Here is a 26151-nt window from a genome sequence, read left to right as displayed (position 1 = left end):
GAAAATCCGCATCGTGGAGCGCAAAGCTGGCGGCCCTGTACCAAAGACATGGGCGTTGATTTGCGCATCATTGCCGATTTTGTCGGCCATGACGTAGCGTCCTGTCGACCGATTCATCCTGTCCCGGCCAACGCAGGATCGCAGCCAACGGCGCGTCCCATGTCGTTGGTGGATGTCGGTCGGCGGTTTGTCGCCGGGGAATGCCGCCGGGCGTATTGCCGGGGCAGGTTGTCGAACGGCGCGTTCGCGCAGCGGCATTGCAGCTATGATGAGCGCCATGCAGAAAACGGCTGTGCCCATGTCGCACCGTCTTTTCCGCAACAGTTCATCCCGATCCCGGTGCCCGACAGCATCCTGGATACGCCCCCGGCCATCCCTTGCGCCGGGGGCGTTTTCGCGTCTGGCTGGCGCGGACCGATGCGCTGACCCTGCTGTTGCAGGCGAGCGAATTCCGCATCCGCCATTCGTTGCGATTCCCGCTTTCCGTTACGGCAAATGTCGTTTGGCGGCTTGTTCATGTCGTTCGTCGCGCTGTTTGTCCGAGCCGTGCGGCGCTTTGTCGATGGGAGCGTCGTTGGCCGATGCGGAGTGCCGCCGGTCGAACCAGGCGGGCGTCATCATCGGCCCGCGCCTAAACAGGGTGGGCGAACGGGAGACGGCGCCGACCCCAAATGACCCCCAGGCCCGCCCCGTTCGCACCCGGACCGCCGCCCGCCCCTAACAGGCGGTGGTCGATAAGTGGCGATTGAGCCACAGCAGATTTGAGGAGATAAGCCCATGTTCTGTTCGACCCTTTTCGCCGCGCTCGGTTCCTTCGCGCTGATCGCCACCGCCGGTTCGGCTTCGGCTGGTGAATTTATATCCAATGGCCGCACGAGCGAAGTGCGCCATGGCGACCTGAACCTGTCCAAGGCGTCCGACCAGCGGGAATTGCGTCAGCGCATTTCCCGCGCGGCAAACCAGGTTTGCAAGTCGACCGACTATGCCACCAAGCAGGCATGCAAGACGCAGGCGGTCGCGCATGTCGAAGCGCCGGTCAACGCCGCCATCGCTCGCGCCGAAACCAGCGAACGCTATGCCGATGCAGGCGCGAAGGGCATGCAGAACTGATTGCCGGTATACCCGCCAAATCGTGAAGAAGCCCGGCCAATGCCGGGCTTTTTTGCGTGAGGGCAGGGCGACGCGCCGTTGTTCCGCCTCAGCGTCCCGTCATGGCACGGGCGTTCGCCAGGAAGGTGCGGCCAATGCGGATTTCGTTACCGTCGACGAGCGCGGCGAACCAGACGCCGCTGCCGTCATGGCGCAGGCGCGCAATATGATCGCGCCGGACGATGTGGGAACGGTGGAGACGCACGAACTGCTGCGGATCGAGCCGCTCCTCCAGGCTGCTGATCGTCTGGTGCAGCAGATAGCTGTGGCTGCCGACATGCAGGCGCATATAGTCGCGCTCTGCTTCGATCCGGTCGATCTGGTCAGTGGCGATGCGGATCAGTTCGGAACGATGGGGCACCCAGAATTCTTCGGCCCAGTCGGGTTGGGGTTCGGCGGGTGCAGGGATGCCTTCGGGCGCGCGATTGCGCAACACTGCCTCGACCCGGTCGATGGCGCGGGTCAGGCGATCGTGCGCCACGGGCTTGAGCATATAATCGATGGCGGCCAGGTCGAAGGCTTCGACCGCGAACCCTTCAAAGGCGGTAACGAAGATGACGGCCGGGCGGATGCCCATGCGCCCGACCGCGCGGGCAACGCCGATGCCGTCGAGCAACGGCATGGCGATGTCGAGCATGACAAGGTCGGGCTTCAATCCTTCGATCAGGCGTAGCGCAGCTTCGCCATCGGTGGCGGTGCCCACAAGCGCGATGCGCGGTTCACGCGCGCACAGCATCTGGAGCCGCTCGACGGCAAGCGGTTCATCGTCAACGATCATGGTGCGGATGGACATGGGCGTCAGCAACCCCGGCGGATAATGGGTAGGGTGAGGAGGACGGAAAATCCTTTCTCCTCGCGCGGACCATAGGCGATCTGGCCCTGATCGCCAAAGCGCGCCGACAGCCTGTCCCGCACATTGGCAAGGCCAATGCCGCTGCCGCTGTCCGACAGGCTGGGCGGGTTGTCGCCATCGTCGGTGACGGCGATGTGCATCAATCCACCATCTTCCCTTGCGGTGATACGGATCTCGACCGGGCTGGAGGTGCGCGAGACGCCATATTTTATGGCATTTTCGACGAGCGGCTGGAGGATGAGGCCGGGGACGCAAGCGCTCATCAGGCCGGGAGGAATATCGATCACCGTATTCAGCCGGTCGGGGAAGCGAACCCCCTCAATATCGAGATAGAGTTTCTGGAGATGGACTTCCTCCTCCAACGGCACGTCGTCCAGCGGATCGCCGGTCAGGCTGGTGCGGTAAAAGTTGGAGAGTGACATGATCATCTGCTCCGCCTCGTCCCGCCTGTCTTTCATGATGAGGGAGGAGAGGGAGTTGAGCGTGTTGAACAGGAAATGCGGGTTCACCTGATAGCGCAGTGAACGCAGTTCGGCCTGCTGGGCCGCGCGCTCCAGCCGGGCAGCGCGGCGTTCCGTCCGATGGGCTTCGCTGGCGTAGGACAAGGCGAGATAGAGGCCAGCCCAGGCGGCGAGGAAGAAATAGCGGCTGATCGCATCTTCGACGATCTGGATCAGGGCAAAAGCCTCTTCGCTGGCATATTTGCCCCGATCGCCGTCGGTGAAGATATTCACCGGGTCATAGACGTTGAACATGTAGAAATTGGCAGACGCCATGGCGAGCGCGAAGGGGGCGGCGAGCGAGAAGGCGGCGACGATGCGGACGCTTAAAGGCTTGGCGTCGAAGCGGCGCAGCACCAAGTAGAGAACCCATGTGACGACTATGCCGATCACCGTGACGACGGCGCGGCGAATACCCAGTTCGCCCTGCGATTCAAAGCCCATCACGGCGGCGCGCAGGGTTACGAGTATGGCGTAAAAGAGCCAGAAACCAAGAATGGAATAAAGCGCGATCGCGGGGGATACGCCGCGTTCGCCATCGTCGGGAAGGCTTGTCATCTTCACCTTTTACGCGCTGGCGGGGGAAATGTCGCCCCATGGCACGGTAGCTGGTCGAACTGCCCCGCCCGTTGGTCGAACATGGGAACCGCCGCCCGTCGCCGCCCGTTGAAACAGGCAAGAAGGAGAGTGTGATGAACGATCAGGATGATGTCCGCCCCAACAGTCGCGAGGAAGCGGGCGATGCGCGTGAATCCGATGCTCAGGATCATGTGCTGAGCGAGGAAGAGAAGCTGGACGAAGGGTTGAAGGATTCGATGGACGCGTCCGATCCGCCAGCAGCCACCCGTCCGGGTGACAAGGGCGATCCAGTGCCTTCGTCGGGCTTCAAGGAAGGGCAGGATTGATGGTTCTTTGCCGCAAATCATGCTAGTTTTGCTTCGCGGGACTGCGAATACGCACCTGCGTTTTTGAGAGGAGCGATCATCCATGCCGACATCTGCCACCCCCGCGATCGAACGCATAGCCCGCGTTCTTGCCGGCCGTCAGCTTAGCCTGAATGGCGGCGGCAGTGATCCCCATGCGGCAGGCGCGGTGGATGCGGCGTGGCCCAGTCATGTCGATGATGCCTATGCAATATTGCACACCCTCCGCGAACCGGACGCGCAGATGGCGCAGGCGGGCGACGTGGCGGTGTGGCGCAGCATGATCGGCGCAGTGCTGGAGCGACAAACGGGCGCGTGAAAGATTGCGCAACCGAGGCCAAATTTTCATGTTGCGCCGCACAACAAAATCTGGTCCGTTGTGAATGGCCGTGGAACAGGCGCTTAAGCCTTTAGCAACCATAAGAGGCGCATGTTCCTACGATCGACTTGGAGTCGGAGGGCATGACAATGGGTACGAGTGCAAGACCTGCGGACGGGGCCGTAACCTTGGCTGAATTGCGTGAATTCGCCAGTTTCCCGTCTGCCACGCAACGCTATATTCGTCGGTCGCTGGATATTGGCCTGCATCGTCGCGATGCCATGAAGCTGTGGTCGCGCGACATGGTGGAGGAAGCCTCCATCCGTGCGCAGGCGCGGATCTATGGTCGGATCGAGGAGATCAAGGCGCGCGTGCCCGATGATAGTGGGCTGGACCAGGTCGAGCCATTCATGGCGCCGCTCGTTACCATCTCCGCCTTCGATCTGGGGCAGGACCGGCTGGCAAGTTTTTCGGCCTATCGTTTTCTTTATGAGCGGCTGCTGGGTGCGGGGGCACGGCCCTGGCTTCCAGGCGCTTTCTGCGCGGCGGCCAGTCTGCCGCATCTGCATCCCGAAAAGCGTCGTACGCTGCTTCAGTCGATCAGCGAAGCGGCGGCGACGGCGGCTGGCTGGTCCAACCGTGAGCCGACCTTCTACCCCGAATGGGTCGAGAAGGTGGATATGAGCAAAGCCAACTAAGGCTGGCAGGACGCCGCTTCCGGGGGGAGGCGGCGTTTCGTCGTCAATCCTCTCCTGCCAGGGGAAGCCTTTTCAGGCGCTGATCCAGACTTCCACCGGCGTCTGCGCCTGAAGCAGGGCAAGGCGGATAGGCAGTGTTTCGACCGGGCCATCCTCCAGCGCTTGGGCATAGACCGCCTTCTTGGCGTCGCCGCTGATTTGCAGAAAGATGTGGCGCGCGGCCAATATGGCGCTGGCGGTCAGCGAGAGGCGCTGGTGCGGCGCTGCGGGGGGCGTGACCGCGATGGTGCGGGCGGTGCTCGATAGGCCATCGGCCAGTTCCGCCGCAGCGGGAAAGAGCGAGGCGGTGTGGCCATCCTCCCCCATGCCCAGCAGCACTATGTCGAGCGGCCAGGGAATGGCGGCGAAGGCGGCTTCGACGACGGGCTGGCCTGCATAAGCATCTGCCGCGTCATTTTTCATCGGCACGAAGTGCGCGGCGGCGGCCGGGCCGGTCAGCAGGGTATCGCGCAGCAGCCGTTCATTGCTGTCGGGCGCATCGGGCGCCACCCAGCGTTCGTCGACCAAAGTTACGACAATCTTGCTCCAGTCGAGCGGGGTGCGGGCGAGTGCCTCCAGCACGGGCTTTGGCGACCGGCCACCGGACAAAGCGAGGCTGGCAGTGCCGCGCGCTGCGATCGCTTCGCTCAGCAGGGTCGCGATGCGGGTGGCGAGGTCGGCAGCGGCTGCACCACCGTCGGTGAAATGATACTCTGTCGGCATGTGATTATTCCACGGTTTCAGGCAGGGTGCAGATGTCGATCCATGTAGCGTCAGTCAGTTGCGCGAGGCGGGCGGGGGTGAGTTCGACCGAACTGGTGCGTGAACCGGCGGCGGGAAAGACGGTGGCGAAGGCTTGGAGCGAGATGTCGCAATAGACCGGGAGCGGCGCAGCGAGGCCGAAGGGGCAGACGCCGCCGACCGGGTGGCCGGTGATGGCTTCGACTTCGTCAGCACCAAGCATGCGGGGTTTGGCGCCGAGCGCGGCTTTCGCCTTGGCGTTATGCAGGCGGGCATCGCCGCGGGCGCAGACCAAGGCGACGGTGTCACCGACGCGCAGCGACAGCGTCTTGGCGATGCGAGCAGGCTCGACGCCCAGCGCCTGCGCTGCCTCCAGCACGGTAGCTGTGCTGACGCCCTGGTCGATGATCGCGATGTCCGGCGCATTTGCAGCGAACCAGGCGCGTACGGAGGCTTCGCTCATCAGGCGCGTTCGCTCAGGCTGCGCTCCCATGCCAGGGCGTGGCGGACGATGAGGTCGAGATCGGCGTAGCGCGGTTCCCATGGGAAGGTGGACAGAATGGCGCGATTGTCGGAGATCAGCGCATCGGGATCGCCCGCGCGGCGCGGTCCCAAGGTGCGGTTGATGGTCATGTTGGTGACACGATCCACCGCATCGAGCACTTCAAGGACGGAGAAGCCCCGGCCATAGCCGCAATTGAGCAGATGGCTGCGCGCGGGATCGGCCATCAGCGCTTCGAGGGCGAGGACATGGGCGGCGGCAAGGTCCGTTACATGGATATAGTCGCGCACCCCGGTGCCGTCAGGGGTGTCGAAGTCCGTGCCGAAAACCGAGACGCCAGCCCGCTTGCCGAGCGCCGCTTCAACCGCGACCTTGATGAGGTGGGTGGCGCCTGCGGTCGACTGGCCGCTGCGTCCCTGCGGGTCTGCCCCCGCGACGTTGAAATAGCGCAGGGCGCAAAAGTTCATCGGATGGGCCGCCGCGACATCGCGCAGCATATATTCGGTCATGAGTTTCGACATGCCGTACGGGTTGATCGGCCGTTGCGGCGTCGTTTCCTTGACCGGGCTTTCTTCGGGAATACCATAGGTGGCGGCCGTCGAAGAGAAGATGAAATGTTTGACGCCGACGCGAACCGCGCTCTCTATCAGGTCGCGGGTCTTGGCGCTGTTATTGTGGTAATATTTGAGCGGGTTTTCGACGGACTCCGGCACGACGACCGATCCTGCAAAATGCATGATCGCGCGGATTTCATGCTTGCGCAGGGTGGCTTCGACCAAAGGCTGATCGGCAATGTCGCCACGCACCAGCGGTACGCCATCGGGCACCGCCCAGTCGAACCCGGTGACAAGATTGTCGATGACGACGACGCCATAGCCGGCGTCCTTCAGAGCCAATACGGCGTGGCTGCCGATATAGCCTGCGCCGCCTGTTACCAGGATCGTCGGTTTGTCGCTCATAAAGAATAGGTCTCCCCAGATGTCATGGGGAGACCTAAACGAGCGACGCTACGATTTACAGTCTTTTCATGCCGCAGCGCGGGATGGCGCAGGGCGGTAGAATGTGCCGCCGGTGGACGCCATCTCGCGCAGTTGCGCCGTGGGCGCGAAGCGATCGCCATGGGTCGCTGCCAGCCGGTCCAGCACCGCAACGACATGGGCGATGCCGACCGTGTCCATATGGGCAAAGGGACCGCCGGTGTAAGGCGCAAAGCCCCAGCCGAAGATCGCGCCAATGTCCCCATCTTCAGGCGTTTCCAGCACGCCTTCCTCGAAACAGCGGGCGCATTCGACCAGTTGGCGATAGAGAAGGCGCTCCTTGACCGCCTCGACATCCGGCTGATCCTCGGCACGGGGGAACAGATCGGCGATACCGGGCCAGAGCGCTTTCTTGCCATTTTCGGGATAGTCATACCATCCCTTGGCATTTTTGCGGCCCAGGCGATCGAGTTCCACCATCTGCGTCATGACATCGTCGGAACGTTGCGCGACATAGGCGTCGCCAAGTTCCTTCTTGGCCGCCGTCATTACCTTGTAACCCAGTTCGATCGACACTTCGTCGCTGACCGCGAGCGGGCCGACGGGCATACCCAATTGCTTGCCCGCATTTTCGATCAGCGCGGGATTGATCCCTTCGGCCACCAGTTCCGCACCTTCCTGCACATAGGTGCCGAAGCAGCGCGAAGTGTAGAAACCGCGCGAGTCATTGACGACGATCGGCGTTTTCTTGATCTGGGCGACGAAATCGAGCGCCTTGGCAATGGCGGCGGGGCCAGTCTGCTTGCCCAGGATGATTTCGACCAGCGGCATTTTTTCGACCGGCGAGAAGAAATGGACGCCGATGAAATTTTCCGGCTTGGACCATGCGCCCGCCAGCTTGGTGATCGGCAGGGTGGAGGTGTTGGACCCGAAGATGACGTCTGGGCCAAGCACAGCCTCGACCTGCTTCGTCACTTCGGCCTTGATGGCGACATCCTCGAACACCGCTTCGATCACGAAGTCCGCGCCTGCCAGGTCGGCATAGGTTGCGGTGGGCGTGACGCGGGCGAGGGTGGCAGCCAGCTTTTCGGGCGTCATCCCCTTGCCAAGCCGCTTGGACAGGACGGATTCGACATGCGCCTTGCCCTTTTGCGCATAGGCAATGTCGCGGTCGAACAGGATGACCTCCATCCCCGCCTGCGCGGCGACGGTGGCGATCCCTGCACCCATCATGCCCGCGCCCAGCATGGCGAGCTTCATGGTCGGGGCCTTGGGCTGGTCCTTGGGCCGGCGCGCGCCGCGTTCGGCGGCCTGCTTGTTGACGAACAGGCTGCGGATCATGTTGCCGGCCTGCGGATCGGCCGCGACCCTGGCGAAATATTTGCTTTCGACGCGGATCGCGCGGTCGAAGGGCAGGATCGCCCCTTCATAGACCGCCGACAGCAAGGCGATGGGCGCATTCATGTTACGCTGGGTCTGCTTGAGCGTCATCGGCAGCGCGCCCACCATGGTCTGCACGAAGGCGGGGTTGAACCCGCCCGCACCGCCGGGAAATTTGAAACCCTTGACGTCCCATGGCTGGCTCGCGGCGTTGGGGTTGGCCTTTACCCATTCGCGCGCGGTTTCCAGCGCCGTGCCCTGCGGCACGACCTGATCGACGGCTTTCAGCATCGCCGCTTCGGCGGGACGGAACAGCTTGCCTTGCAGCATGTACATGAGCGCAGCCTGCACGCCGATGAGGCGTGGTAGACGCTGCGACCCGCCGCCGCCGGGGAACAGGCCGATCAGGATTTCGGGCAGGCCAAGCCGGGTTTTGGGGCTGTCGCCGACGATCCTGCGGTGGCAGGCAAGGGCGAGTTCAAAGCCCCCGCCCACGCAGGTACCTTCGATCGCGCAGGCAATGGGCTTGCCACAGGTTTCGAGGCGGCGGAACAGCTGGTTGAGAACGAACACCTGATCGAAGATCGCAGAGGGCTGCGGGCGGCTGCCATCGCTGGTGGCAAGCATCGAGCCGAAATATTTAAGGTCCATGCCGGCCATGAAGCCGCTATCCTTGCCCGACGCGATCACGGCGCCCTTGATCGCGTCGTCCGACGCGATGCGGGTGATCGCGGCGTCCAGATCGGCGATGAAATCCGGGCCGATGACGTTCATCGACTGGTCCGGCACGTCGATCATCAAGGTGGCGATACCGTCGGCGTCGGTGCTGATAGTGATGCTGTTCATTTTGATCTCCTCTCCCCCGTTCGCCCTGAGCCGGTCTAAGGGCTCGCCTGAGCGGAGCGAAGGCATCTCACTGCGTTCGATGGTGGGCTTCGACGTCGCTCAGCCCGAACGGAAATAGCTAGATACGTTCGATGATGATGCCGGTGCCCATGCCTGCGCCAACGCACAGGTTGATGAGTGCAGTGCCCTTGCCTGACCGTTCCAGTTCGTCGAGCGCGGTGCCCAGCACCATGGCGCCGGTCGCGCCGAGCGGATGACCCATGGCGATCGCGCCGCCATTGACGTTGATCTGGTCATGGTCGAGCTTCATCGCTTGCATGTAGCGCAGCACGACGCTGGCAAAGGCTTCGTTGAGTTCCCACAGGTCGATGTCGGCGGCAGTCATACGGGCGCGTGACAGCAGCTTGCCTGCGACAAATTCCGGCCCTGTCAGCATGATGAGCGGTTCCGAACCGATTGAGGCCATGGCGCGGATGCGGGCGCGGGGTTTCAGGCCATATTTGTCGCCAATATCCTTGCCACCGACCAGAACGGCGGCGGCGCCATCGACGATGCCGCTGCTGTTGCCGGCATGGTGAATATGGTTGACCCGTTCCAGTTCGGGATAGCGCAGCAGGGCGACGGTGTCGAAGCCGGGCATCTCCTCACCAAGGGCGGTGAAGCTGGGTTTCAGCGCGCCCAGCGACTGCATCGTGGCGTCCGGGCGCATATGTTCGTCATGGTCGAGCACGATCTGGCCGATCACGTCGCGCACGGGGACGATTGATTTGGCAAAGCGGCCTTCGTCCCACGCCATCTTGGCGCGCTTCTGGCTTTCCACGGCATAGGCGTCGGCATCGTCGCGGCTGATGCCGAATTTGGTGGCAATGACGTCCGCGCCGATGCCTTGGGGCGCGAAATAGGTCTTGTAGGCGACTGCGGGGTCCATCGCGATTGCGCCGCCGTCAGATGCCATCGGCACACGGCTCATCGATTCGACGCCACCGCCGATGGCGAAGAGCGCTTCGCCCGACATGACCTTCGCCGCCGCGATGTTCACGGCCTCAAGGCCAGACGCGCAGAAGCGGTTGACCTGCACGCCCGGCGTTGTCTGAGCATAGTCGGCGTTCAGCACGGCGGTGCGCGCAATGTCCGCGCCCTGTTCGCCCACTGGGGTCACGCAGCCCAGAATCACATCGTCGACATCGGCGGTGTCGATGGCGTTGCGATCACGGATCGCTTCCAGCGTCTGCGTCGCCAGCTGGATCGGGGTGATTTCGTGCAGCGACCCATCGGGCTTGCCCCGACCACGGGGCGTCCTGACGGCGTCATAAATATAGGCTTCCATAAGATTTTCCCTCTCCGTGGGTCACCCTTGCCGGGGGCATCGGATACGCACATGAATGTATTTACGTTTACGTAAAGTGCAAGCAAGAAATGCAGTTTTTGCGTGGCGTGGCTCTGACGTAGGGGCAGGGGCCAAAGACTGACGGGTTTGACCGCCGGACGATATTCCGCTTCATGGGCATGTGCCCGATGTTGATTCCCCCAAAGCCCCGTCGCCGCTTTCCATTCCCATTTTTCGTGCGATCTGGACGGCCAGTCTGGTGTCGAATTTTGGCGGGTTGATCCAGTCTGTCGGCGCGGCATGGATGATGACGTCGCTTTCGGCTTCCCCGTTGCTGATCGCGCTGGTTCCGGCGGCGACGACACTGCCGATCATGCTGCTGTCGCTATGGGCGGGGGCGGTTGCGGACAATCTGGACCGGCGCATGGTGATGATCGGCTGCCAATTGGCGATGCTGATCGTGTCGGCTGCGCTGGCAATCACGGCCTGGGCGGGGATGATTACGCCATGGCTGCTGCTGGCCTTCACCTTTGCGCTGGGCTGCGCCACGGCGATCAACGGCCCGGCCTGGCAGGCATCGGTGGGCGATATGGTCCCGCGCGCAATCCTGCCGAGCGCGGTGGCGATGAACAGCATGGGGTTCAACCTGGCGCGCAGCGTCGGCCCGGCGCTGGGCGGGGTCATCGTCGCGACCGCAGGTGCCGCAGCCGCATTCCTGACCAATGCGCTGACCTATATCGCGCTGCTGGCGGTGCTGTTCCGCTGGCGGCCCGACCTGCCAGCCAAGCTGTTGCCGCGCGAACGGCTGGGCGTCGCTATGCGCGCAGGCGTGCGTTATGTGGCGATGTCGCCCAAAATCCAGCTGGTCCTGTTGCGCGCGGGCGTGTTCGGCATCGGCGCGAGTGCGGTGTCGGCGCTGATGCCGCTCGTCGCGCGCAACATATTGGGCGGCGGGGCGCTGACATTCGGCGTGACTAGCGGGGCTTTCGGCATCGGCGCCGTGATTGGCGCGCTGTCCACGCGCCGACTGCGGACGCGCTATTCCGTCGAAACCATCGTGCGGACAGCGGCGCTGACGCTGGCGCTGGGAACCGCGATCACCGGCGCGAGCGGTTGGCTGGCGCTGGCCTTGCTGGGCTATCTCCTCGCCGGGTTCGGCTGGGTGACGGCGCTGGCGACGTTCAACGTGTCGGTGCAGATGTCCGCGCCGCGCTGGGTGGTGGCGCGCGCGGTCTCGCTTTATCAGATGACGGCCTTTGGCGGCATGGCGATCGGCGCCTGGCTGTTTGGCTGGCTCGCCGAGTCTCATGGCGTGGTCGAAGCGCTCTATGCGTCGGCGGCAGCCCAGTTTGTCGCGGCGATGCTGGGCCTTGTCTGGCGCTTGCCACAAACGGGCGATGATAATCTGGATCTGCAAAATAGCTGGCGTGAACCTGATACCGCCGTGCCGGTCGAACCGCGTAGCGGGCCAGTGGTCGTGACGATCGAATATCGCATTCCGGCGGGGTCGATCGTCCCCTTTCTGGCGGCGATGAGCGAGCGGCGACGGATCAGGCGGCGCGACGGCGCGCATGGCTGGTCGCTGATGCGCGATCTTGGCGATCCGGAACTATGGCTGGAACGCTATCATGTGTCGACCTGGCTGGACTATGTGCGCCATAACCAGCGGCGCACCGTGGCCGATATTGCCAATAGCGACGCGATCTGGGCGCTGCACACCGGCCCGATCCCGCCAGTGGTTCACCGGATGCTGGAACGGCAGACCGGATCGCTGCCGATCAGCCGCGCGCCCGATCCACGCGAAATGGGCGATGCGATGACGGACCCGACGCGATCGAGCTGATCAATCGGAGGGTGCCGGTCGCCAGCCGGGCAAGTCCTCCGGCGTGTCGATGTCATGCAGGACATTGCCGGTGGTTTCGATCTGAAGCCCGTGACTGAGCAGCGCCCGCGCCCCTTGATCGCCCTTGAGCGCCAGCAATTCGGGGAAATGCTTGCGGCCTATGAAAGCGGGCGGGGAAGAGGAGAAGCCGTCGGTGCTGGCGACGACCGATCTTATGTCCTCCGCTGCCAGGCAGATGCGGTTATAGTGGGTCTGGGGCACTTCGGGCATATCGGCCAGGCAGATAAGGATGCCGCGGATGCGGTTCACCGGCATGACATGCTCGACCGCGCGCACGATGCTGCCCGAAATTCCGTCTTCGGGACGATCGTTGACGATGATGGTGTAGCCGCGCCGGTCAAGCTTGCGATGCAGGACGGGGGCGACCTCTATCGGACGGACGACGGCGATCAGTTCGGCAAACGCCATCGAAGCTACGGTTTCAAGCGTGTGGGCGGCGAGCGGCTTGCCGCGCAGCTCCGCCATCAGCTTGTCCTCCTCACCAAAACGCGATGATGTGCCGGCCGCCAACAAGACAGCTGCGATCCGTTCAGTACGCATGAGACGAGACAATGATTGGCATATTATGTGTGGCGACCTTCTGTTTTTGTCCGATTTGCCACCGCCGCGATCTTGTGTCCACCACCGTCAAAGGGTCTGGTCATCGGCGGGGCTAGTCGCCATATGCGGGGCCGATACGATAAGGAGTGGCCCTGTTCATGGCATGTGATCCCGATGCGGAGATGGTTGGCGAAGGCAAGGAGCCGGTTCCGGCAGAGGTTTCGGAAGCGATCCGCACGCTGATCCGCTGGTCGGGCGATGCGCCCGAACGCGAAGGGTTGATCGAGACGCCTGAACGTGTGGCGCGGGCCTGGCGCGAATATTGCCGGGGCTATCATGACGATCCCGCCTATCATCTCTCGCGCATTTTCCATGAGGTGGGCGGATATGACGATGTCGTGTTGTTGAAGGACATTCCGTTTCAGTCGCATTGCGAACATCATATGGCGCCGATCGTGGGGAAGGCGCATATCGCCTATCTGCCGGGCGACTATGTGGTCGGCATTTCCAAGCTGGCCCGCGTGCTGCATGCCTTTGCCAATCGCCTGCAGGTGCAGGAGCGGCTGACGTCCGAAGTGGCCAACTGCATCTGGGAGCATCTGAAGCCGCAGGGTGTGGCCGTCGTGATAGAGGCGACCCATGGCTGCATGACCGGTCGTGGGGTCAGGACGCCCAATGTCATCATGAAAACCAGTCGGATGCTGGGCGTATTCCGCGATGATGAAAAATCGCGCGAGGAAGTGCTGAAACTCATCTCGTCATGATCGAGGAGGACGTCCCCTATCGCCCGTTGGGCAGCGCGCGCGGTCAGGGCGAGGCGGGTGCCCTGCCGATCGCGAACAAACGGCTGGCGCTGGTGACCGGCGGCCATCGGCGTCTGGGCGGGATCATCGCCGGGGCGCTGGCCAGGGCGGGCCATTCGCTGGCGATCCATGGCAGCCATGATACGCGGCTCGATTCGCATCTGGCGCTGACGCTGGAGGAGGAGGGGACGCAGTGGGAAGGCTTTGTCGTCGATTTCGCCGACCCCGAAAATGCCGAGGAGCTGATTGCACAGGTCGCGGCGCGCTTTGGCCGCCCGCCCGACATCCTTATCAATAGCGCTGCGCTGTTCGGGCAGGACCGGCTGGACGATGTGACAGCCGAGGATCTGATGCGCCATTATGCGGTCAATTGCGCCGCCCCGGCCATGCTGACCAAGGCATTCGCAACCGTCCCGGCCGGATCGGGCGACAGGTGCATCATCAATATATTGGACCAGCGGATCGACCATCCCCATGGCGACCAGCTGGCCTATACCTTGTCCAAACTGGCGCTGGCGGGTCTGACCCGGACGACCGCGAGCAGTCTGGCGCCGCAGGTGCGGGTCAATGCGGTGGCGCCGGGGCTGACGATCGCGACGCCCGACTATGATGCGGATCAGATGGCGCGGCTGGAGCATATGATGCCGCTGGGTCGCCTGCCGCAGGCGGAGCAGATTGCGCAGGCGGTCCTCTATCTGGTCGACGCCAGTGCGGTGACGGGGCAGACGCTATATGTCGATGGCGGCGCGCATATGCGCAGCTACGACCGGGACTTCATGCATCTGTGCCGATAGGTGCGGCGCAAATGCGGCGGAGTAGGGGCTGGCGGTCGACGCGCGTCGACCATAGAGCCTGTCCAAAGGCATAAGGGAGACGGCGATGACCTATGAGACGATTTTGGTGGAACAGCGCGACGCGGTAACGCTGATCACGCTCAACCGCCCGCAGGCACTGAATGCATTGAATGGGCAGGTGTTGACGGACCTGAGCGCCGCCTTTGCCGCCTATGACGCTGACCCGACCCAGCATTGTGCGGTCCTGACCGGCAGCGAAAAGGCGTTTGCGGCGGGCGCGGACATCAAGGAAATGGTCGAAAAGGAAGCGGCCGATTTCTTCCTGCAGGATTTCTTTTCCGGCTGGCAGACCGGCGTGGTTGCGACGCGCAAGCCGTGGATCGCGGCTGTGGCCGGTTTTGCGCTGGGTGGCGGATGCGAACTGGCGATGATGGCGGACTTCATCATTGCGGCGGACACGGCGAAATTCGGCCAGCCCGAAATCAAGCTGGGCGTCGCGCCGGGCATGGGCGGGTCGCAGCGCCTGACCCGCGCGGTGGGCAAGGCCAAGGCGATGGAAATGTGCCTGACCGGGCGCATGATGGGCGCGGAGGAAGCCGAGCGGTCCGGGCTTGTCAGCCGTGTCGTGGCCGCCGCTGATCTGCTGGACGATGCGCTCAAGACGGCCGCCGCGATTGCCGCGATGCCGCCGATGGCCGCGATGGTGAACAAGGAAATGGTCAATATCGCGTTCGAAACCGGCCTTGCCCAAGGGCTGCTGACCGAACGGCGCATGTTCCAGATATTGACGGCGACGCAGGACAAGAAGGAAGGCATGACTGCCTTTGTCGAAAAGCGGCCGGGCGTCTGGAAAGGGCGCTAAGCGTTCAGGGTGCTGTGGTCTCCTGCGAAGGCGGGAGACCAGTCGGCCCGCTGAACTGGGTTCCGCCTGCATGGGACCATGGCGGTTGATAGTCTGCTGACAAATTCGCATCGGCCCATGGAGGGGTTTTCCGGCATTTTCGTTTCACTTGGAAACGGAACAAAAGACATGGAGAGGTGTGGCGCAGCGCGCCGCCCTGAAAGGCTCATAATATGCAGGGAGCCTCTTCATGTCCGACCTATTTTCCGCCCGCCCGTCCATTCGCGCGCTGCTGCTCGCCTGCGCGGCGGGCACACTGACGCCGGTGGCCTTCGCGCAGGAACCGGCCGCCGACGACGAAATGAGCATCACCGTCACTGGCCGCCGCATTTCGCAATCGTCCGAAGCGATTGGCGAAGATAAGGTCAGCAATGTCGTGGCGGTCACGCGGGAAGCGCTGCTGTCGGCCCCTTCGGGCATTTCGGGCCTGAAAATGCTGGAGCAGTTGCCCGGTTTCAACGTCCAGACCGACGGCGCTCTGGGCCTGTATGAATTTGGCAACAGCGTGCAGACCCGCGCCTTCAACCTCGACCAGATCGGCTTTGTGGTCGACGGCATTCCGACCGGGCGCAGCGACGCCTTTGGCGGCAGCCCGGTATTCCGGTACGTCGACAATGAAAATCTGGGCGTGGTGGAAGCCGCGATCGGCGCGGGCGACGTCAGCCTTCCCAGCTATTCGACGCTGGGCCCGGTCATCCAGTATAACAGCATCGCGCCACAGGAAGAGATGGGCCTGTTCGTGTCGCAAAGCTTTGGCGATCAGGATCTGCGCCGCACCTTCATTCGCGCGAGCACGGGGCGGGTCGGGCCGTTTACGGCCTATGTCAGCCGCACCAAGCTGGACACGGAATTGTGGCGCGGTCCCGGCACGGTCGATCGCGAGCATTGGGAAGGGCAGATTCACGCGGACCTGGGCGGCGACAGCTGGGCGCGGTTCAAATTCGTGTCGAACGACTTTTTCGATTATGATTCGCCCACGATCAGCCGGGCGCAATATAATTGCACGGTTCGGAATGCGCTGGGCCAGTGCGGCCGGAATTTTGCGCTGATCGAAAATGTGCCCAACACAACGCCCGGCTTTGCGCCATTGGCGACCGCGCCCGGCGTCTATTATTCGAACGCCGCCTATACCGCTGTCTATAATCTGGCGATCAACGTGCGGAAGGACAAGCTGTATGGCGCGACCTTCCATGCCGGGATTGCCGAGGGCGTATGGGCGGAATCCACCCTCTATTGGGAGGATAAGGACGGCTATGGCGTGTCGCCCGATGGCTATGCCAACTCGCTGGGCCGCTACACGCCGCAGGCGCAGGCGGGGCTGCCCGTGGTCGCACCCAAGGGCGTGCAATATGGCCTGTCGGGCGTGGGCGGTGACCGCTACGGCATTACCAGCAAGCTGCATTGGGAGATGGGCGCCAACACGGTCGAGGCGGGCGTGTGGGCCGAAGTCGATAAATATCACCGGACGCAGGCACGGTATAATACGGTCGGCGGCGCGCCCGATGGCGCACCCAATCTGGATGAACTGGTCTATCTGCGCCGCGATTATCGGACGAAGCGCGATACGCTTCAGATCTTCCTGAAGGATACGCTCAAGCTGGCGGATGATCGTTTCATCATCGATGTCGGCTTCAAGGGGCTGAACCTGGACTATGTCCATAACGGCTATCGCGAATTTGACGATTTTTATCGCGTCGTCGGCGGGGTTGGCGTGCCCGGCTATGGTCCGCAGATCAACATGGCGCACTATAGCGATTTCTTCCTGCCGATGGCGGGGCTGCTCTACAAATTTGACGAGCGCACGCAGGTCTTTGCCTCCTACGCCGAAAATATGGCGCTGCCCAAGGGGCTGGACGACATCTATTCGGTCATCCGCCCCGGCGGCGGGCTGGTGCCGGAGCCAGCGCCCGAACGATCCAAGAATATGGAACTGGGCATCCGCACCAACCAGGGGCAGCTTTATGCGTCGCTGGCAGCCTTCTACACCAAATTTGACAATCGCATCCAGTCGATCACCAGCCTGATACCGGGCGGCGGCCTAGCGACCGAAACCTTCTTCCAGAATGTCGGCCGGGTCCGTTCCTATGGCGTGGAATTTGCCGGAACCTATAAGCCATCCTTCCTGAACGGACTGGCGTACGGCAATCTGAACGTCACCTATAACAATGCCAAGTTCAAGGATGACGTGCCCGCGGCGACGCCGATCCTGATCGCCGACAAATATATCCCCGACAGCGCAAAATGGATCGTCAGCGGCGGCGTGACAGTGGAGCCGGCGAGCTGGCTGGTGGCCAATATTTCGGGCAAATATACGTCCAAGCGCTGGTCGACCTTCACCAACTCGCCCGGTTCCAGCGTGCCGGGGTTCACCGTGTTCAGCGCTTATGTCGATATTGGCGACGGCATCAGCTTCGGTCCGGTCAAGGGGATAAAGGTGCGCGCCAATGTCGACAATCTGTTCGACAAGGATACGCTGTCCTATATTTCGCCGGTGGTGACGGGTGACGGCTTCTTCCGTCCCCTGTCGCCGCGCACGTTCCAGCTGACCATTTCGGGTGAAATCTGATGCGGAGGACTTTGGTGATGGGGGCAGCGCTGGCGGCGCTGCTTGCAGGTCCGGCGTCGGCGCAGGCGGTGCCCAAGAAGGTGCAGCAATTGCACCAGAAATTACTGACGCTCGACAGTCATATGGACACGCCTGCCTCTCTGGACCTGCCGGGTTGGTCGATCGAAGAGGAGCATGACGTCCATCTGGATTATACCCAGGTCGATCTGCCGCGCATGAAGAAGGGCGGGCTGGATGGCGGTTTCTGGGCGATCTATACGAGCCAGGGACCGCTGACGGTCGAGGGTTTCCACAAGGCGCGCGATTTTGCGATCCTGCGGGGCGTGTCGATCCGCCAGATGGTGGCGGCGGACCCGGCCAATTTTGCGCTGGCGCTGGAAGCCAAGGACGCAGCGCCGATCGCGGCGGCGGGCAAGCGGGTCGTCTATATGTCGATCGAAAACGCCTATCCGCTGGGCGAGGATGTGTCGCTGCTCCAGACATTTTACGATATGGGCGTGCGGGTGGTGGGCTTTGCCCATTTCGCGCACAACCAGTTTGCCGACAGTTCGACCGACCCGTCGAAAAAGCCGCGTTATGGCGGGCTTAGTCCACTGGGCAAGGAATTGCTCAAGGAGATGAACCGGCTGGGCGTGGTGCCCGATGCGTCGCATAGCTCAGACCAGGTACTGGACGATCTGCTGGCGCTATCGACCACGCCGGTGCTGCTCACCCATTCGGGATGCAAGGCGATTTATGACCATCCGCGCAATATTGACGATGATCATCTCAAGGCGCTGGCGGCGAAGGGCGGCGTCATTCAGATGAACGCCTATGGAAGCTATCTGAAAGCATCCAAACCCAACCCGGAGCGGCAGAAGGCGATGGGCGCGCTGTTCGCGTCGCTGCGCGAGGGTGGGGCGATAACGGCCGAGAAGCGCGCCGAACTGCTGGCCAGGCGGCAGGAGATCGACAGGCTCTATCCGGAGACCGACCGGGCGACCTTCGACGATTTCATGGCGCATATGCTGCACGCGCTGAAGGTCGTGGGGCCGGACCATGTCGGGATCGGCGCGGACTGGGATGGCGGCGGCGGCGTGGTCGGGATGGAGGATGTGGTCGACCTGCCCAGGATCACCGACGCGCTGCTGAAGGCGGGCTATAGCGAGGCGGACGTCCAGAAAATCTGGTCGGGCAATGTGCTTCGCGTGCTGGCGGCGGCGGAGGCCGGGAAGGGGAAGTAGATACTGCCCCCGTCATCCCGGCGTTCGCCGGGATGACGGATAAGCTCATTTTCCTTCCAGCATTTCGATCATCAGCGAGAAGTCGCGGCCTGCTTCGCCCCGATTGGCGAGCAACTGATAGAGGGCTTCGGCGGCATTGCCCATCGGCACCGACGCGCCGACCAGCGCGGCGGCTTCGGTGGCGAGCTTCAGATCCTTGAGCATCAGGCCGACGGCGAAGCCGCCCTGATAGCCATTGTCGGACGGGCTTTGCGGGCCGACGCCGGGGACGGGGCAATAGCTGGTCATCGACCAGCTCTGGCCCGACGAGACGCTGCTGATGTCGTAGAAGGTCTGGGGATCGAGGCCCAGTTTCTTTGCCATGGCGAAGGTTTCGCAGGTCGCGACCATGGTGGCGCCCAGCAGCATGTTGTTGCAGATTTTCGCCGCCTGGCCATTGCCTGCGCCGCCCGCGTGGATCACTGCCTTGCCCATGGCGGAGAGGATGGGCTTGGCCTTGGCAAAGGCGGCGTCGGTGCCGCCGACCATGAAGGTCAGCGTGCCGCCATTGGCCGCCGCGATGCCGCCGGAAACAGGGGCGTCGACCATGTCGAAGCCGCGATCGGTGGCCGCTTCGATGACGCGGCGGGCGGTCGCGACGTCGATGGTCGAGCAGTCGAGGAACAAGGCGCCCGGATTGGCCGCGCCATAGACTTCACCGGCATAGACGCTTTCGACATGCTTGCCCGCAGGCAGCATGGTGACGACGGCGTCAGCGCCGGTGGCGGCGTCGGCAGCGCTGCTGGCGCGGATCGCGCCATGGGCCTGCGCCTTGGCCAGCGCATCTTCCGACAGGTCGAAGGCGCGGACGGCATAGCCGTTCTTGATCAGATTGGCGGCCATGCCGCCGCCCATATTGCCAAGGCCGATGAAGGCGATCGTCTGGGTCATGATGGCATTTCTCCTGCTTAACTTCGCATATTTCCCGGTAAATCGGACATATTCTTGCGTGGCCCTGATCCTATCGGAAAGCGGCCGGTACTGGGCAGGCAAGGCGCGCCGGGATCATAACGGGCGTCTGCCATGTAGGACAGCTTACCCCCCTTTAGGTCGCGACGTCGGGCAGCGGCGTCCATTGCCGGTCGGTGGGCAGGGGCGTGAAAATCGCGTCGATCATCGCGTCGCTCACCTGCTCCAGCGTCGCCGGGTTCCATTGCGGCTTGTTGTCCTTGTCAAAGATCAGCGCGCGCACGCCTTCGACAAAATCCGGGCGGCGGATGATCGCACAGGCCAGGCCATATTCCATCGCCATATTGGCGGCGAAATCGGGCTGGGCCGCGCCCTCGATCAACTGGCGCAGCGCGACCTTGATCGTCTGGGGCGATTTGGTGGCAAGGGTGGCGCGCTGCTTGGCGGCCCATTCGCCACCGTCGGCGTCGAGCGCGGCGACGATCTCCTCCGCCTTGTTCGATGCGAAGAGGCGGTCGATGTCGGGACGGGCAGCGTCGAGCTTGGATGGGGGCGGGGTCTGCGCGGCAGCGTCCAGAACGGCGGTCAGGCTGGCGGGATCGGCCAGGATGCGCGCCTTCACATCGTCCAGCGTGTCGGACGGCATATAGTGCGTGGCGATGCCGATGGCGGCGCAATCCGCCCCGTCGATCCGCGCGCCGGTGGCAGCCAGCCATGCGCCGACCCGGCCGGGCAGGCGGGGCAGATACCAGCCACCGCCGACGTCGGGGAACAGGCCGATGCCGGTTTCGGGCATGGCGAAGGTCGTCCGTTCGGTCGCGACGCGGTAGCGGGCGGGAAGGGAGATACCCACGCCGCCGCCCATGACGATGCCGTCGATGAAGGCCATGATCGGCTTTTCATAGACGAACAGCAGATGGTTCATGCGATATTCGAGATGGAAGAAGCGTTCAGCCTCCACGCAATCGGCCTTGGCGCTGTTGGCGATAAGGGCGATGTCGCCGCCCGCGCAGAAACCCCGCCCTTCGGTGTGATCGATCATCACCGCGGCGACGCTGTCATCGGTGCGCCATGCCAGCAAGGCGGTGTTGATCGCGTCGCACATATCGGGCGTCAGTGCGTGGATCGCCTTCGGGCGGTTCAGGCTGATGCGGCCGATATTGTTTTCGATGAAGGTCAGGACTTGGTCGGTCATGTCTTTTCCTCAAAATCCGTTCGTCATCCCCGCGAAGGCGGGGACCCATCTCCGGCCTTATCGACAGGTGTGAGGTGGGGAGATGGGTTCCCGCCTTCGCGGGAATGACGCCATTTCATTTTGCTTGGTCCGCGATCACCGCAACATATCCCGCGCGACGATCATCCGCATGACCTGGTTGGTGCCTTCCAGGATGGAATGGACGCGCAGGTCGCGCCAGAAGCGTTCGATGGGATAATCCATCAGATAGCCGTAGCCGCCATGCAGTTGCAGCGCGCGGTCGACAACCGACGATCCGGTGTCGGTGGCGAAGCGCTTGGCCATGGCGGCAAAGCGGGTCTTGTCGGGCGCGTTTTCGCTCACCTTGACAGCAGCGGCGTAGAGCAGGGTGCGGGCGGCCTCCAGCTCGGTCTGCATGTCGGCCAGGGTGAATTGGGTATTCTGGAAATCCGCGATGGATTGGCCGAACTGCTTGCGGTCCTTGGTATATTGGACAGCTTCGTCGATGCAGCGCTGCGCGCCGCCCAGCGAACAGGCGCCGATGTTGAGGCGGCCGCCGTCCAGCCCCGCCATGGCGATGGCGAAGCCCTGACCCTCGCTGCCGACAAGGTTGGCGACGGGGACGCGGACGGCATCGAAATTCACCTGCGCTGTGGGTTGGCTGTGCCAGCCAAGCTTGCGTTCCTGCGCGCCGAAGCTGACGCCGGGCATATCCTTGTCGATGACAAGGCAGCTAATGCCTTTCGGCCCATCCTGACCTGTACGGACCATGACGACATAGACTTCATTTTCGCCGCCGCCGGAGATGAATTGCTTGGACCCGGTGACGACATAATGGTCGCCATCGCGCACCGCCTTGGTCTTGAGGCTGGCGGCGTCGGACCCTGCGCCTGCCTCTGTCAGGCAGTAGCTTGCCATGCGGTTCATGGGGATGAGATCGGGAAGATAGGCGTCCTTGACCGCCTGCCCGCCAAATGTGTCGATCATCCAGGCGGCCATATTGTGGATCGAGATGAACGCGCTGGTGGACGGGCAGCCATAGGCCATGGCTTCCATGATCAGCGCGGATTCGAGCCGGCCAAGGCCAATGCCGCCGGACGCTTCGGAGACATAGATGCCGCCAAAGCCCAGTTCCGCCGCCGCGCGGATGGTGTCGCGCGGGAAGATATGCTTCTCGTCCCAATCCGCCGCATGGGGCGTGATCGCGTCGGCGGTGAAGCGGCGGGCGAGATCCTGGATTTCGCGCTGGTCGTCGGTCAGGTCGAACTGATTGGTCATTGCCTTACCCTAAATTGCCGTCATGCCGGACTTGATCCGGCATCCAGAGCGTCATGGGTCGCGCCTGGAACCCTGGATCCTGACTTTCGTCAGGATGACGATGATTGGCTTGATTCGTCATCCGGAGCATCGCAGCATTGCCCTATGGATCGTCAACCTGCCGCTTATATCATGGCCAGTGATCGCAACGGGACGCTTTATATCGGCGTCACGTCCAACCTGATGGCGCGCATCTATCAGCATCGCACGAAAGCCATGGACGGATTTACTGCGCGATATGATGTGAACCGGTTGGTCTGGTTCGAGATGTGCGACACCATGGAAGTGGCCATTGTTCGAGAGAAACAGTTGAAGAACTGGAAGCGGAAATGGAAGCTCGATCTGATCGAGGCAGGCAATCCCCGCTGGCGCGATCTTGCCGAGGATCTGGGGTTCGATCCACTTTCGCCGTCATCCTGACGTTCGTCAGGATGACGGCGAAATAGGGCTTACCCCATCGTCGGGATGACGAAGGCGCTGTCGGCCGATGCGCCGCCGTCGGGCCAGCGCTGGGTGACGGTTTTCACCTTGGTCCAGAACTTCACGCCTTCCATGCCGTGCTGGTTGGTGTCGCCAAAGGCCGAGCGTTTCCAGCCGCCGAAGGTGTGATATGCGACCGGGACCGGGATCGGGACGTTGATGCCGACCATGCCGACATCGACGCGGGCGGCGAATTCGCGGGCGGCGTGGCCGTTGCGGGTGAAGAGGGCGACGCCGTTGCCATATTGATGCTTGCTGGGGAGCGAGACCGCTTCCTCGAAGCTTTCGGCGCGGACCATTTGCAGCACGGGGCCGAAAATCTCTTCCTTGTACGCGCTCATGTCCGTGGTGACATGGTCGAACAGGGTGGGGCCGACGAAGAAGCCGTCCTCATGACCCTGAAGCTTGAAGCCGCGCCCGTCGATCACCAGTTCCGCGCCTTCATCGACGCCGGTCTGAATCCAGTTTTCGATCTTCTGCTTGTGCGCGGCGGTGACGACCGGGCCATAATGGGCTTCGGCATCGGTGGAGACGCCGACGCGCAGCGCCTCGATCGCTGGGATCAGCTTTTCGCGGAGCGCAATCGCGGTCTTTTCACCCACCGGGACGACCACGGGGAGCGCCATGCAGCGTTCGCCAGCCGAGCCGAAGGCAGCACCCGACAGGTCGTTGACGACCTGATCGAGATCCGCGTCGGGCATGACGATGCCATGATTCTTCGCGCCGCCCATCGCCTGGACGCGCTTTCCGGCGGCGACGCCGCGATTATAGACATAATGGGCGATGTCGGAGGAGCCGACGAAGCTGACGCCCTTGATGTCAGGATGGTCGAGGATGGCGTCGACCATTTCCTTGTCGCCCTGAACAACCTGCAAAATGCCTTCGGGCAGGCCCGCTTCCAGGAAGAGTTCGGCCAGGCGGACGGGCACCGACGGATCCCGTTCTGAGGGCTTGAGGATGAAAGCATTGCCGGTCGCGATCGCGACGCCCGACATCCACAGCGGGATCATGCCGGGGAAGTTGAACGGGGTGATGCCAGCGCCAATGCCGATCGGCTGGCGGAAGCTGTAGACGTCGATGCCCGGCCCGGCGCCCTGGGTATATTCGCCCTTCAGCACATGGGGGATGCCGCAGCAGAATTCGATGACTTCCAGACCACGCTGAATGTCGCCCTTCGAATCCGCGATCACCTTGCCATGTTCGGAGCTGAGCAGGTGCGCCAGTTCGTCCATATTGGCTTCGACCAGCGCCTTGAAATTGAACATGACGCGGGCGCGGCGCTGCGGGTTGACGGCGGCCCATGCGGGCTGCGCCTTCTTGGCGGCCGCGACGGCAAGGTCGAGCAGCGCAGCGTCGCCCAGCGCGACACGGGCCTGAACCCCGCCATTATTGGGATCGAACACGTCGCTGTAGCGCGTGGGCTGTGTGTCGTGGGCGAAGGCGAGCTTGTGCGAAATCTCACGCATGGGGAGGCATCCTCTCGGTTAATGGCGGCCTTCTAGTCTGGTTGCGTTATTGCAAGCAATGGGGAAGTCTTGCATAGCCGCGCTGCAAATATGCAGGTGGTGGCGGCAATGTTCGATTGGGATGATCTGCGCGTATTTCTGGCGGTGGCGCGGGCGCGCAAGGTCGCCCCGGCAGCGCGTTCGCTGGGGATCGACGCGACGACCATCGCCCGGCGGCTGGCGCGGCTGGAAAAGGCGCTGGGGGCCGAACTGTTCGAGCTTGGCGTTGGCGAACGGACGCTGACGGCGCGGGGGCAGGAATTGCTGGGCCATGCCGAAGCGGCTGAAAGCGCGGCGCTGGCGGCGATGGAGGATGCGCAGGGCCAGGAGCATCGGCTGGCGGGGCAGGTGCGGCTGTCGGTGGCGGAAGGGTTCGGCACCTGGGTGCTGGCGCCGGGCATGGGCGATTTCAACCGGCGGCATCCGGGCATAAGGCTGGACCTGATCACCGCGTCGGGCTTTCTCAATCCGTCCAAGCGAGAGGCGGACATGGCGGTGATGCTGGCGCGGCCGCAGCGCGGGCGGTTGCTGGTACGGCGGCTGGGGGATTATCGGCTGCACCTCTATGCATCGCCCGATTATCTGGCGCGGGCGGGGCGTCCGGGTCGGGCGGCCCAGCTGCGGGACCATACGCTGATCGGCTATGTACCCGAATTCATCTTCTCGCCCGAACTGGATTATCTGGACGAGGTGGAGGCGGGGCTGGAGGCGACATTGCGATCGACCAGCATCATCATGCAGCAGCGGATGATCGCCGAAGGGGCGGGGATCGGCGTTTTGCCCGACTTTATCGGGCGGCGCGACCCGGCGCTGGTGCAGTTGATGCCCGATCAGGTGGAGATCGTCCGCAGTTTCTGGCTGGTCATGCATGGCGACCTGCGCAAGCTGGCGCGGATCGCGGCGGTGGCGCAATGGCTGCAGGAGCGCATCGACACATTGTCCGGCCATCGCGATGGACATTCGCTGGGCTGAAGGTTCCCGACCGGCGGGCGACACCACCGGGCGGAAATCGCTCATAAAGCCAATCGACGGCGCGGCTCTGGCTCGTTAAGGGAGTCGGGATGGATAGAGAGCGGTCGCATTTCGCCCATGCAGCATAAGCCCAAGCGGAGCCGGGCAATCGCGTTGCCGCGCGCGGAGTTTCGCGCCCGCGCCACCGAATATCTCGATTTTCTGGCGGCCTGGGTGCAAAAGCCGCGCCAGACCGCTTCGGTCGTGCCGAGCAGCCGCTATCTGGCGCGCTTGATGGTGGCGCAGATCGACCCGACCGATGGCCGGGTACTGGAGCTGGGCGGGGGCACGGGCGTGTTTACGCGCGCGATATTGGGGACCGGCCTGCCGCCCGAAAAGCTGGAGGTTGTGGAGATCAACCCGGCCTTCGCGCGCGGTTTGCGGCGGCATTTTCCCAATGTTTCGGTGCTGGAAACCCCCGCGCAGATCGTGTCGACGGCGGCGGCGGGAGAACCGGGCACCTATCAGACGGTGGTGAGCGGCCTGCCGCTGCTGGCGATGGACCGGCACGTGCATTACGACATTTTGTCCGAATCCTTCCGCATGTTGCAGCCGGGCGGCAGTTTCGTGCAATTTACCTATTCGATGCGCCCGCCGGTGAGCCGCGACGTGATCGACGCGCTGGACCTGGATGTCGAGCGCGCCGGACAGACGGTACGCAACTTTCCGCCCGCAACGGTATTCCGGTTCACGCGCCGCGACGCATAGAGG

General features: G+C 63.2%; 26 protein-coding genes. 13 read left to right on the top strand and 13 right to left on the bottom strand.

Going from position 1 to position 26151, the window contains the following annotated elements:
* Positions 1-486 precede the first annotated feature (486 nt).
* A complete protein-coding gene (locus SX1_RS24720) occupies positions 487-621 on the bottom strand; it encodes a hypothetical protein (RefSeq protein ID WP_019051473.1) in 135 nt (44 codons plus the stop codon).
* A 156-nt stretch (positions 622-777) separates the two neighbouring features.
* Between SX1_RS24720 and SX1_RS00425 the strand changes: the two genes are divergently transcribed.
* Positions 778-1110: a UrcA family protein gene (locus tag SX1_RS00425; protein ID WP_019051472.1), complete on the top strand. Its 333-nt coding sequence runs from the start codon at positions 778-780 to the stop codon at positions 1108-1110.
* Positions 1111-1198: 88 nt separating this feature from the next.
* Here SX1_RS00425 and SX1_RS00420 read toward each other — a convergent pair whose 3' ends face one another.
* Positions 1199-1942: a LytR/AlgR family response regulator transcription factor gene (locus SX1_RS00420; protein ID WP_019051471.1), complete on the bottom strand. Its 744-nt coding sequence runs from the start codon at positions 1940-1942 to the stop codon at positions 1199-1201.
* Positions 1943-1947: 5 nt separating this feature from the next.
* On the bottom strand, positions 1948-3060 hold the full coding sequence (locus SX1_RS00415) for a sensor histidine kinase (RefSeq protein WP_019051470.1): 1113 nt from the start codon (positions 3058-3060) through the stop codon (positions 1948-1950).
* 134 nt (positions 3061-3194) lie between these two features.
* On the opposite strand from SX1_RS00415, the gene SX1_RS22260 reads away from it, so the two are divergent.
* The 3 genes from SX1_RS22260 (at position 3195) to SX1_RS00400 (ending at position 4442) form a co-directional block, all read left to right on the top strand.
* Positions 3195-3407 (top strand): hypothetical protein, encoded by a 213-nt coding sequence (locus tag SX1_RS22260; RefSeq protein WP_241763599.1) that lies wholly within the window; start codon positions 3195-3197, stop codon positions 3405-3407.
* An 82-nt stretch (positions 3408-3489) separates the two neighbouring features.
* Positions 3490-3744, top strand: coding sequence for a hypothetical protein (locus tag SX1_RS00405; RefSeq protein ID WP_017182022.1), 255 nt, complete (start codon positions 3490-3492; stop codon positions 3742-3744).
* A 149-nt stretch (positions 3745-3893) separates the two neighbouring features.
* Positions 3894-4442 (top strand): hypothetical protein, encoded by a 549-nt coding sequence (locus SX1_RS00400; RefSeq protein WP_026002204.1) that lies wholly within the window; start codon positions 3894-3896, stop codon positions 4440-4442.
* 72 nt (positions 4443-4514) lie between these two features.
* On the opposite strand, the gene pgl is transcribed toward SX1_RS00400, so the two are convergent.
* From pgl to SX1_RS00375, 5 genes are all read right to left on the bottom strand, one after another.
* A complete protein-coding gene (pgl, locus tag SX1_RS00395) occupies positions 4515-5204 on the bottom strand; it encodes a 6-phosphogluconolactonase (RefSeq protein WP_019051468.1) in 690 nt (229 codons plus the stop codon).
* Between the two features lie 4 nt (positions 5205-5208).
* Positions 5209-5685 carry a YbaK/EbsC family protein gene (locus SX1_RS00390; protein ID WP_019051467.1) on the bottom strand — a complete coding sequence of 159 codons (477 nt, stop codon included), beginning with the start codon at positions 5683-5685 and terminating at the stop codon, positions 5209-5211.
* Positions 5685-6683, bottom strand: coding sequence for a UDP-glucose 4-epimerase GalE (galE, locus tag SX1_RS00385; protein WP_019051466.1), 999 nt, complete (start codon positions 6681-6683; stop codon positions 5685-5687). The genes SX1_RS00390 and galE overlap by 1 nt, the downstream gene beginning before the upstream one ends.
* A 66-nt stretch (positions 6684-6749) precedes the next feature.
* Positions 6750-8927 carry a 3-hydroxyacyl-CoA dehydrogenase NAD-binding domain-containing protein gene (locus SX1_RS00380; RefSeq protein ID WP_026149374.1) on the bottom strand — a complete coding sequence of 726 codons (2178 nt, stop codon included), beginning with the start codon at positions 8925-8927 and terminating at the stop codon, positions 6750-6752.
* A 118-nt stretch (positions 8928-9045) separates the two neighbouring features.
* Positions 9046-10254, bottom strand: a complete 1209-nt coding sequence (locus SX1_RS00375) for an acetyl-CoA C-acetyltransferase (protein ID WP_019051463.1) — start codon at positions 10252-10254, stop codon at positions 9046-9048.
* A 181-nt stretch (positions 10255-10435) separates the two neighbouring features.
* Here SX1_RS00375 and SX1_RS00370 point away from each other — a divergent pair, with 181 nt between their 5' ends.
* A complete protein-coding gene (locus tag SX1_RS00370; RefSeq protein ID WP_017182029.1) occupies positions 10436-12097 on the top strand; it encodes an MFS transporter in 1662 nt (553 codons plus the stop codon).
* Here the strand turns inward: SX1_RS00370 and SX1_RS00365 are convergent, their stop codons facing one another.
* A complete protein-coding gene (locus SX1_RS00365) occupies positions 12098-12697 on the bottom strand; it encodes a nucleotidyltransferase family protein (protein ID WP_017182030.1) in 600 nt (199 codons plus the stop codon).
* A gap of 158 nt (positions 12698-12855) precedes the next feature.
* Here SX1_RS00365 and folE point away from each other — a divergent pair, with 158 nt between their 5' ends.
* The 5 genes from folE (at position 12856) to SX1_RS00340 (ending at position 18984) form a co-directional block, all read left to right on the top strand.
* Positions 12856-13461, top strand: a complete 606-nt coding sequence (folE, locus tag SX1_RS00360) for a GTP cyclohydrolase I FolE (protein WP_017182031.1) — start codon at positions 12856-12858, stop codon at positions 13459-13461.
* Entirely contained in the window at positions 13458-14294 is an 837-nt protein-coding gene (locus SX1_RS00355; protein ID WP_019051462.1) for an SDR family oxidoreductase, read from the top strand. Before folE ends, SX1_RS00355 begins: the two co-directional genes overlap by 4 nt.
* 85 nt (positions 14295-14379) lie before the next feature.
* Positions 14380-15156 carry an enoyl-CoA hydratase-related protein gene (locus SX1_RS00350; protein WP_017182033.1) on the top strand — a complete coding sequence of 259 codons (777 nt, stop codon included), beginning with the start codon at positions 14380-14382 and terminating at the stop codon, positions 15154-15156.
* Between the two features lie 229 nt (positions 15157-15385).
* Positions 15386-17761, top strand: a complete 2376-nt coding sequence (locus tag SX1_RS00345; protein WP_019051461.1) for a TonB-dependent receptor — start codon at positions 15386-15388, stop codon at positions 17759-17761.
* Positions 17761-18984 carry a dipeptidase gene (locus tag SX1_RS00340; RefSeq protein ID WP_026149373.1) on the top strand — a complete coding sequence of 408 codons (1224 nt, stop codon included), beginning with the start codon at positions 17761-17763 and terminating at the stop codon, positions 18982-18984. Before SX1_RS00345 ends, SX1_RS00340 begins: the two co-directional genes overlap by 1 nt.
* A 45-nt stretch (positions 18985-19029) precedes the next feature.
* Here SX1_RS00340 and mmsB read toward each other — a convergent pair whose 3' ends face one another.
* The 3 genes from mmsB to SX1_RS00325 form a co-directional block, all read right to left on the bottom strand.
* Positions 19030-20016, bottom strand: coding sequence for a 3-hydroxyisobutyrate dehydrogenase (gene mmsB, locus SX1_RS00335; protein WP_255209676.1), 987 nt, complete (start codon positions 20014-20016; stop codon positions 19030-19032).
* 52 nt (positions 20017-20068) lie between these two features.
* Positions 20069-21127: an enoyl-CoA hydratase/isomerase family protein gene (locus SX1_RS00330; RefSeq protein ID WP_019051458.1), complete on the bottom strand. Its 1059-nt coding sequence runs from the start codon at positions 21125-21127 to the stop codon at positions 20069-20071.
* Between the two features lie 135 nt (positions 21128-21262).
* Positions 21263-22405 carry an acyl-CoA dehydrogenase family protein gene (locus SX1_RS00325; RefSeq protein ID WP_019051457.1) on the bottom strand — a complete coding sequence of 381 codons (1143 nt, stop codon included), beginning with the start codon at positions 22403-22405 and terminating at the stop codon, positions 21263-21265.
* A gap of 144 nt (positions 22406-22549) precedes the next feature.
* Between SX1_RS00325 and SX1_RS00320 the strand changes: the two genes are divergently transcribed.
* Positions 22550-22864, top strand: a complete 315-nt coding sequence (locus SX1_RS00320; RefSeq protein ID WP_019051456.1) for a GIY-YIG nuclease family protein — start codon at positions 22550-22552, stop codon at positions 22862-22864.
* A 29-nt stretch (positions 22865-22893) separates the two neighbouring features.
* Here the strand turns inward: SX1_RS00320 and SX1_RS00315 are convergent, their stop codons facing one another.
* Positions 22894-24390: a CoA-acylating methylmalonate-semialdehyde dehydrogenase gene (locus SX1_RS00315; RefSeq protein ID WP_017182040.1), complete on the bottom strand. Its 1497-nt coding sequence runs from the start codon at positions 24388-24390 to the stop codon at positions 22894-22896.
* Between the two features lie 108 nt (positions 24391-24498).
* On the opposite strand from SX1_RS00315, the gene SX1_RS00310 reads away from it, so the two are divergent.
* Entirely contained in the window at positions 24499-25401 is a 903-nt protein-coding gene (locus SX1_RS00310; RefSeq protein WP_026149372.1) for a LysR family transcriptional regulator, read from the top strand.
* 117 nt (positions 25402-25518) lie between these two features.
* On the top strand, positions 25519-26148 hold the full coding sequence (locus SX1_RS00305) for a class I SAM-dependent methyltransferase (RefSeq protein WP_019051454.1): 630 nt from the start codon (positions 25519-25521) through the stop codon (positions 26146-26148).
* The last annotated feature ends 3 nt before the right edge of the window (positions 26149-26151 follow it).

This window comes from Sphingobium xenophagum NBRC 107872 (assembly GCF_000367345.1).
Taxonomy (GTDB): Bacteria; Pseudomonadota; Alphaproteobacteria; order Sphingomonadales; family Sphingomonadaceae; genus Sphingobium; species Sphingobium xenophagum.
The sequence above is the reverse complement of the archived record's forward strand: the minus strand, read 5'-3'. Positions and strand labels throughout refer to the sequence as shown.

Bases quoted from the DNA above. Each gene is read 5' to 3' on its own strand.
- SX1_RS24720 (WP_019051473.1), bottom strand. From the start codon at position 621: ATGATGACGCCCGCCTGGTTCGACCGGCGGCACTCCGCATCGGCCAAC.
- SX1_RS00425 (WP_019051472.1), top strand. From the start codon at position 778: ATGTTCTGTTCGACCCTTTTCGCCGCGCTCGGTTCCTTCGCGCTGATC.
- SX1_RS00420 (WP_019051471.1), bottom strand. From the start codon at position 1,942: ATGTCCATCCGCACCATGATCGTTGACGATGAACCGCTTGCCGTCGAG.
- SX1_RS00415 (WP_019051470.1), bottom strand. From the start codon at position 3,060: ATGACAAGCCTTCCCGACGATGGCGAACGCGGCGTATCCCCCGCGATC.
- SX1_RS22260 (WP_241763599.1), top strand. From the start codon at position 3,195: ATGAACGATCAGGATGATGTCCGCCCCAACAGTCGCGAGGAAGCGGGC.
- SX1_RS00405 (WP_017182022.1), top strand. From the start codon at position 3,490: ATGCCGACATCTGCCACCCCCGCGATCGAACGCATAGCCCGCGTTCTT.
- SX1_RS00400 (WP_026002204.1), top strand. From the start codon at position 3,894: ATGGGTACGAGTGCAAGACCTGCGGACGGGGCCGTAACCTTGGCTGAA.
- pgl (WP_019051468.1), bottom strand. From the start codon at position 5,204: ATGCCGACAGAGTATCATTTCACCGACGGTGGTGCAGCCGCTGCCGAC.
- SX1_RS00390 (WP_019051467.1), bottom strand. From the start codon at position 5,685: ATGAGCGAAGCCTCCGTACGCGCCTGGTTCGCTGCAAATGCGCCGGAC.
- galE (WP_019051466.1), bottom strand. From the start codon at position 6,683: ATGAGCGACAAACCGACGATCCTGGTAACAGGCGGCGCAGGCTATATC.
- SX1_RS00380 (WP_026149374.1), bottom strand. From the start codon at position 8,927: ATGAACAGCATCACTATCAGCACCGACGCCGACGGTATCGCCACCTTG.
- SX1_RS00375 (WP_019051463.1), bottom strand. From the start codon at position 10,254: ATGGAAGCCTATATTTATGACGCCGTCAGGACGCCCCGTGGTCGGGGC.
- SX1_RS00365 (WP_017182030.1), bottom strand. From the start codon at position 12,697: ATGCGTACTGAACGGATCGCAGCTGTCTTGTTGGCGGCCGGCACATCA.
- folE (WP_017182031.1), top strand. From the start codon at position 12,856: ATGGCATGTGATCCCGATGCGGAGATGGTTGGCGAAGGCAAGGAGCCG.
- SX1_RS00355 (WP_019051462.1), top strand. From the start codon at position 13,458: ATGATCGAGGAGGACGTCCCCTATCGCCCGTTGGGCAGCGCGCGCGGT.
- SX1_RS00350 (WP_017182033.1), top strand. From the start codon at position 14,380: ATGACCTATGAGACGATTTTGGTGGAACAGCGCGACGCGGTAACGCTG.
- SX1_RS00345 (WP_019051461.1), top strand. From the start codon at position 15,386: ATGTCCGACCTATTTTCCGCCCGCCCGTCCATTCGCGCGCTGCTGCTC.
- SX1_RS00340 (WP_026149373.1), top strand. From the start codon at position 17,761: ATGCGGAGGACTTTGGTGATGGGGGCAGCGCTGGCGGCGCTGCTTGCA.
- SX1_RS00330 (WP_019051458.1), bottom strand. From the start codon at position 21,127: ATGACCGACCAAGTCCTGACCTTCATCGAAAACAATATCGGCCGCATC.
- SX1_RS00325 (WP_019051457.1), bottom strand. From the start codon at position 22,405: ATGACCAATCAGTTCGACCTGACCGACGACCAGCGCGAAATCCAGGAT.
- SX1_RS00320 (WP_019051456.1), top strand. From the start codon at position 22,550: ATGGATCGTCAACCTGCCGCTTATATCATGGCCAGTGATCGCAACGGG.
- SX1_RS00315 (WP_017182040.1), bottom strand. From the start codon at position 24,390: ATGCGTGAGATTTCGCACAAGCTCGCCTTCGCCCACGACACACAGCCC.
- SX1_RS00310 (WP_026149372.1), top strand. From the start codon at position 24,499: ATGTTCGATTGGGATGATCTGCGCGTATTTCTGGCGGTGGCGCGGGCG.
- SX1_RS00305 (WP_019051454.1), top strand. From the start codon at position 25,519: ATGCAGCATAAGCCCAAGCGGAGCCGGGCAATCGCGTTGCCGCGCGCG.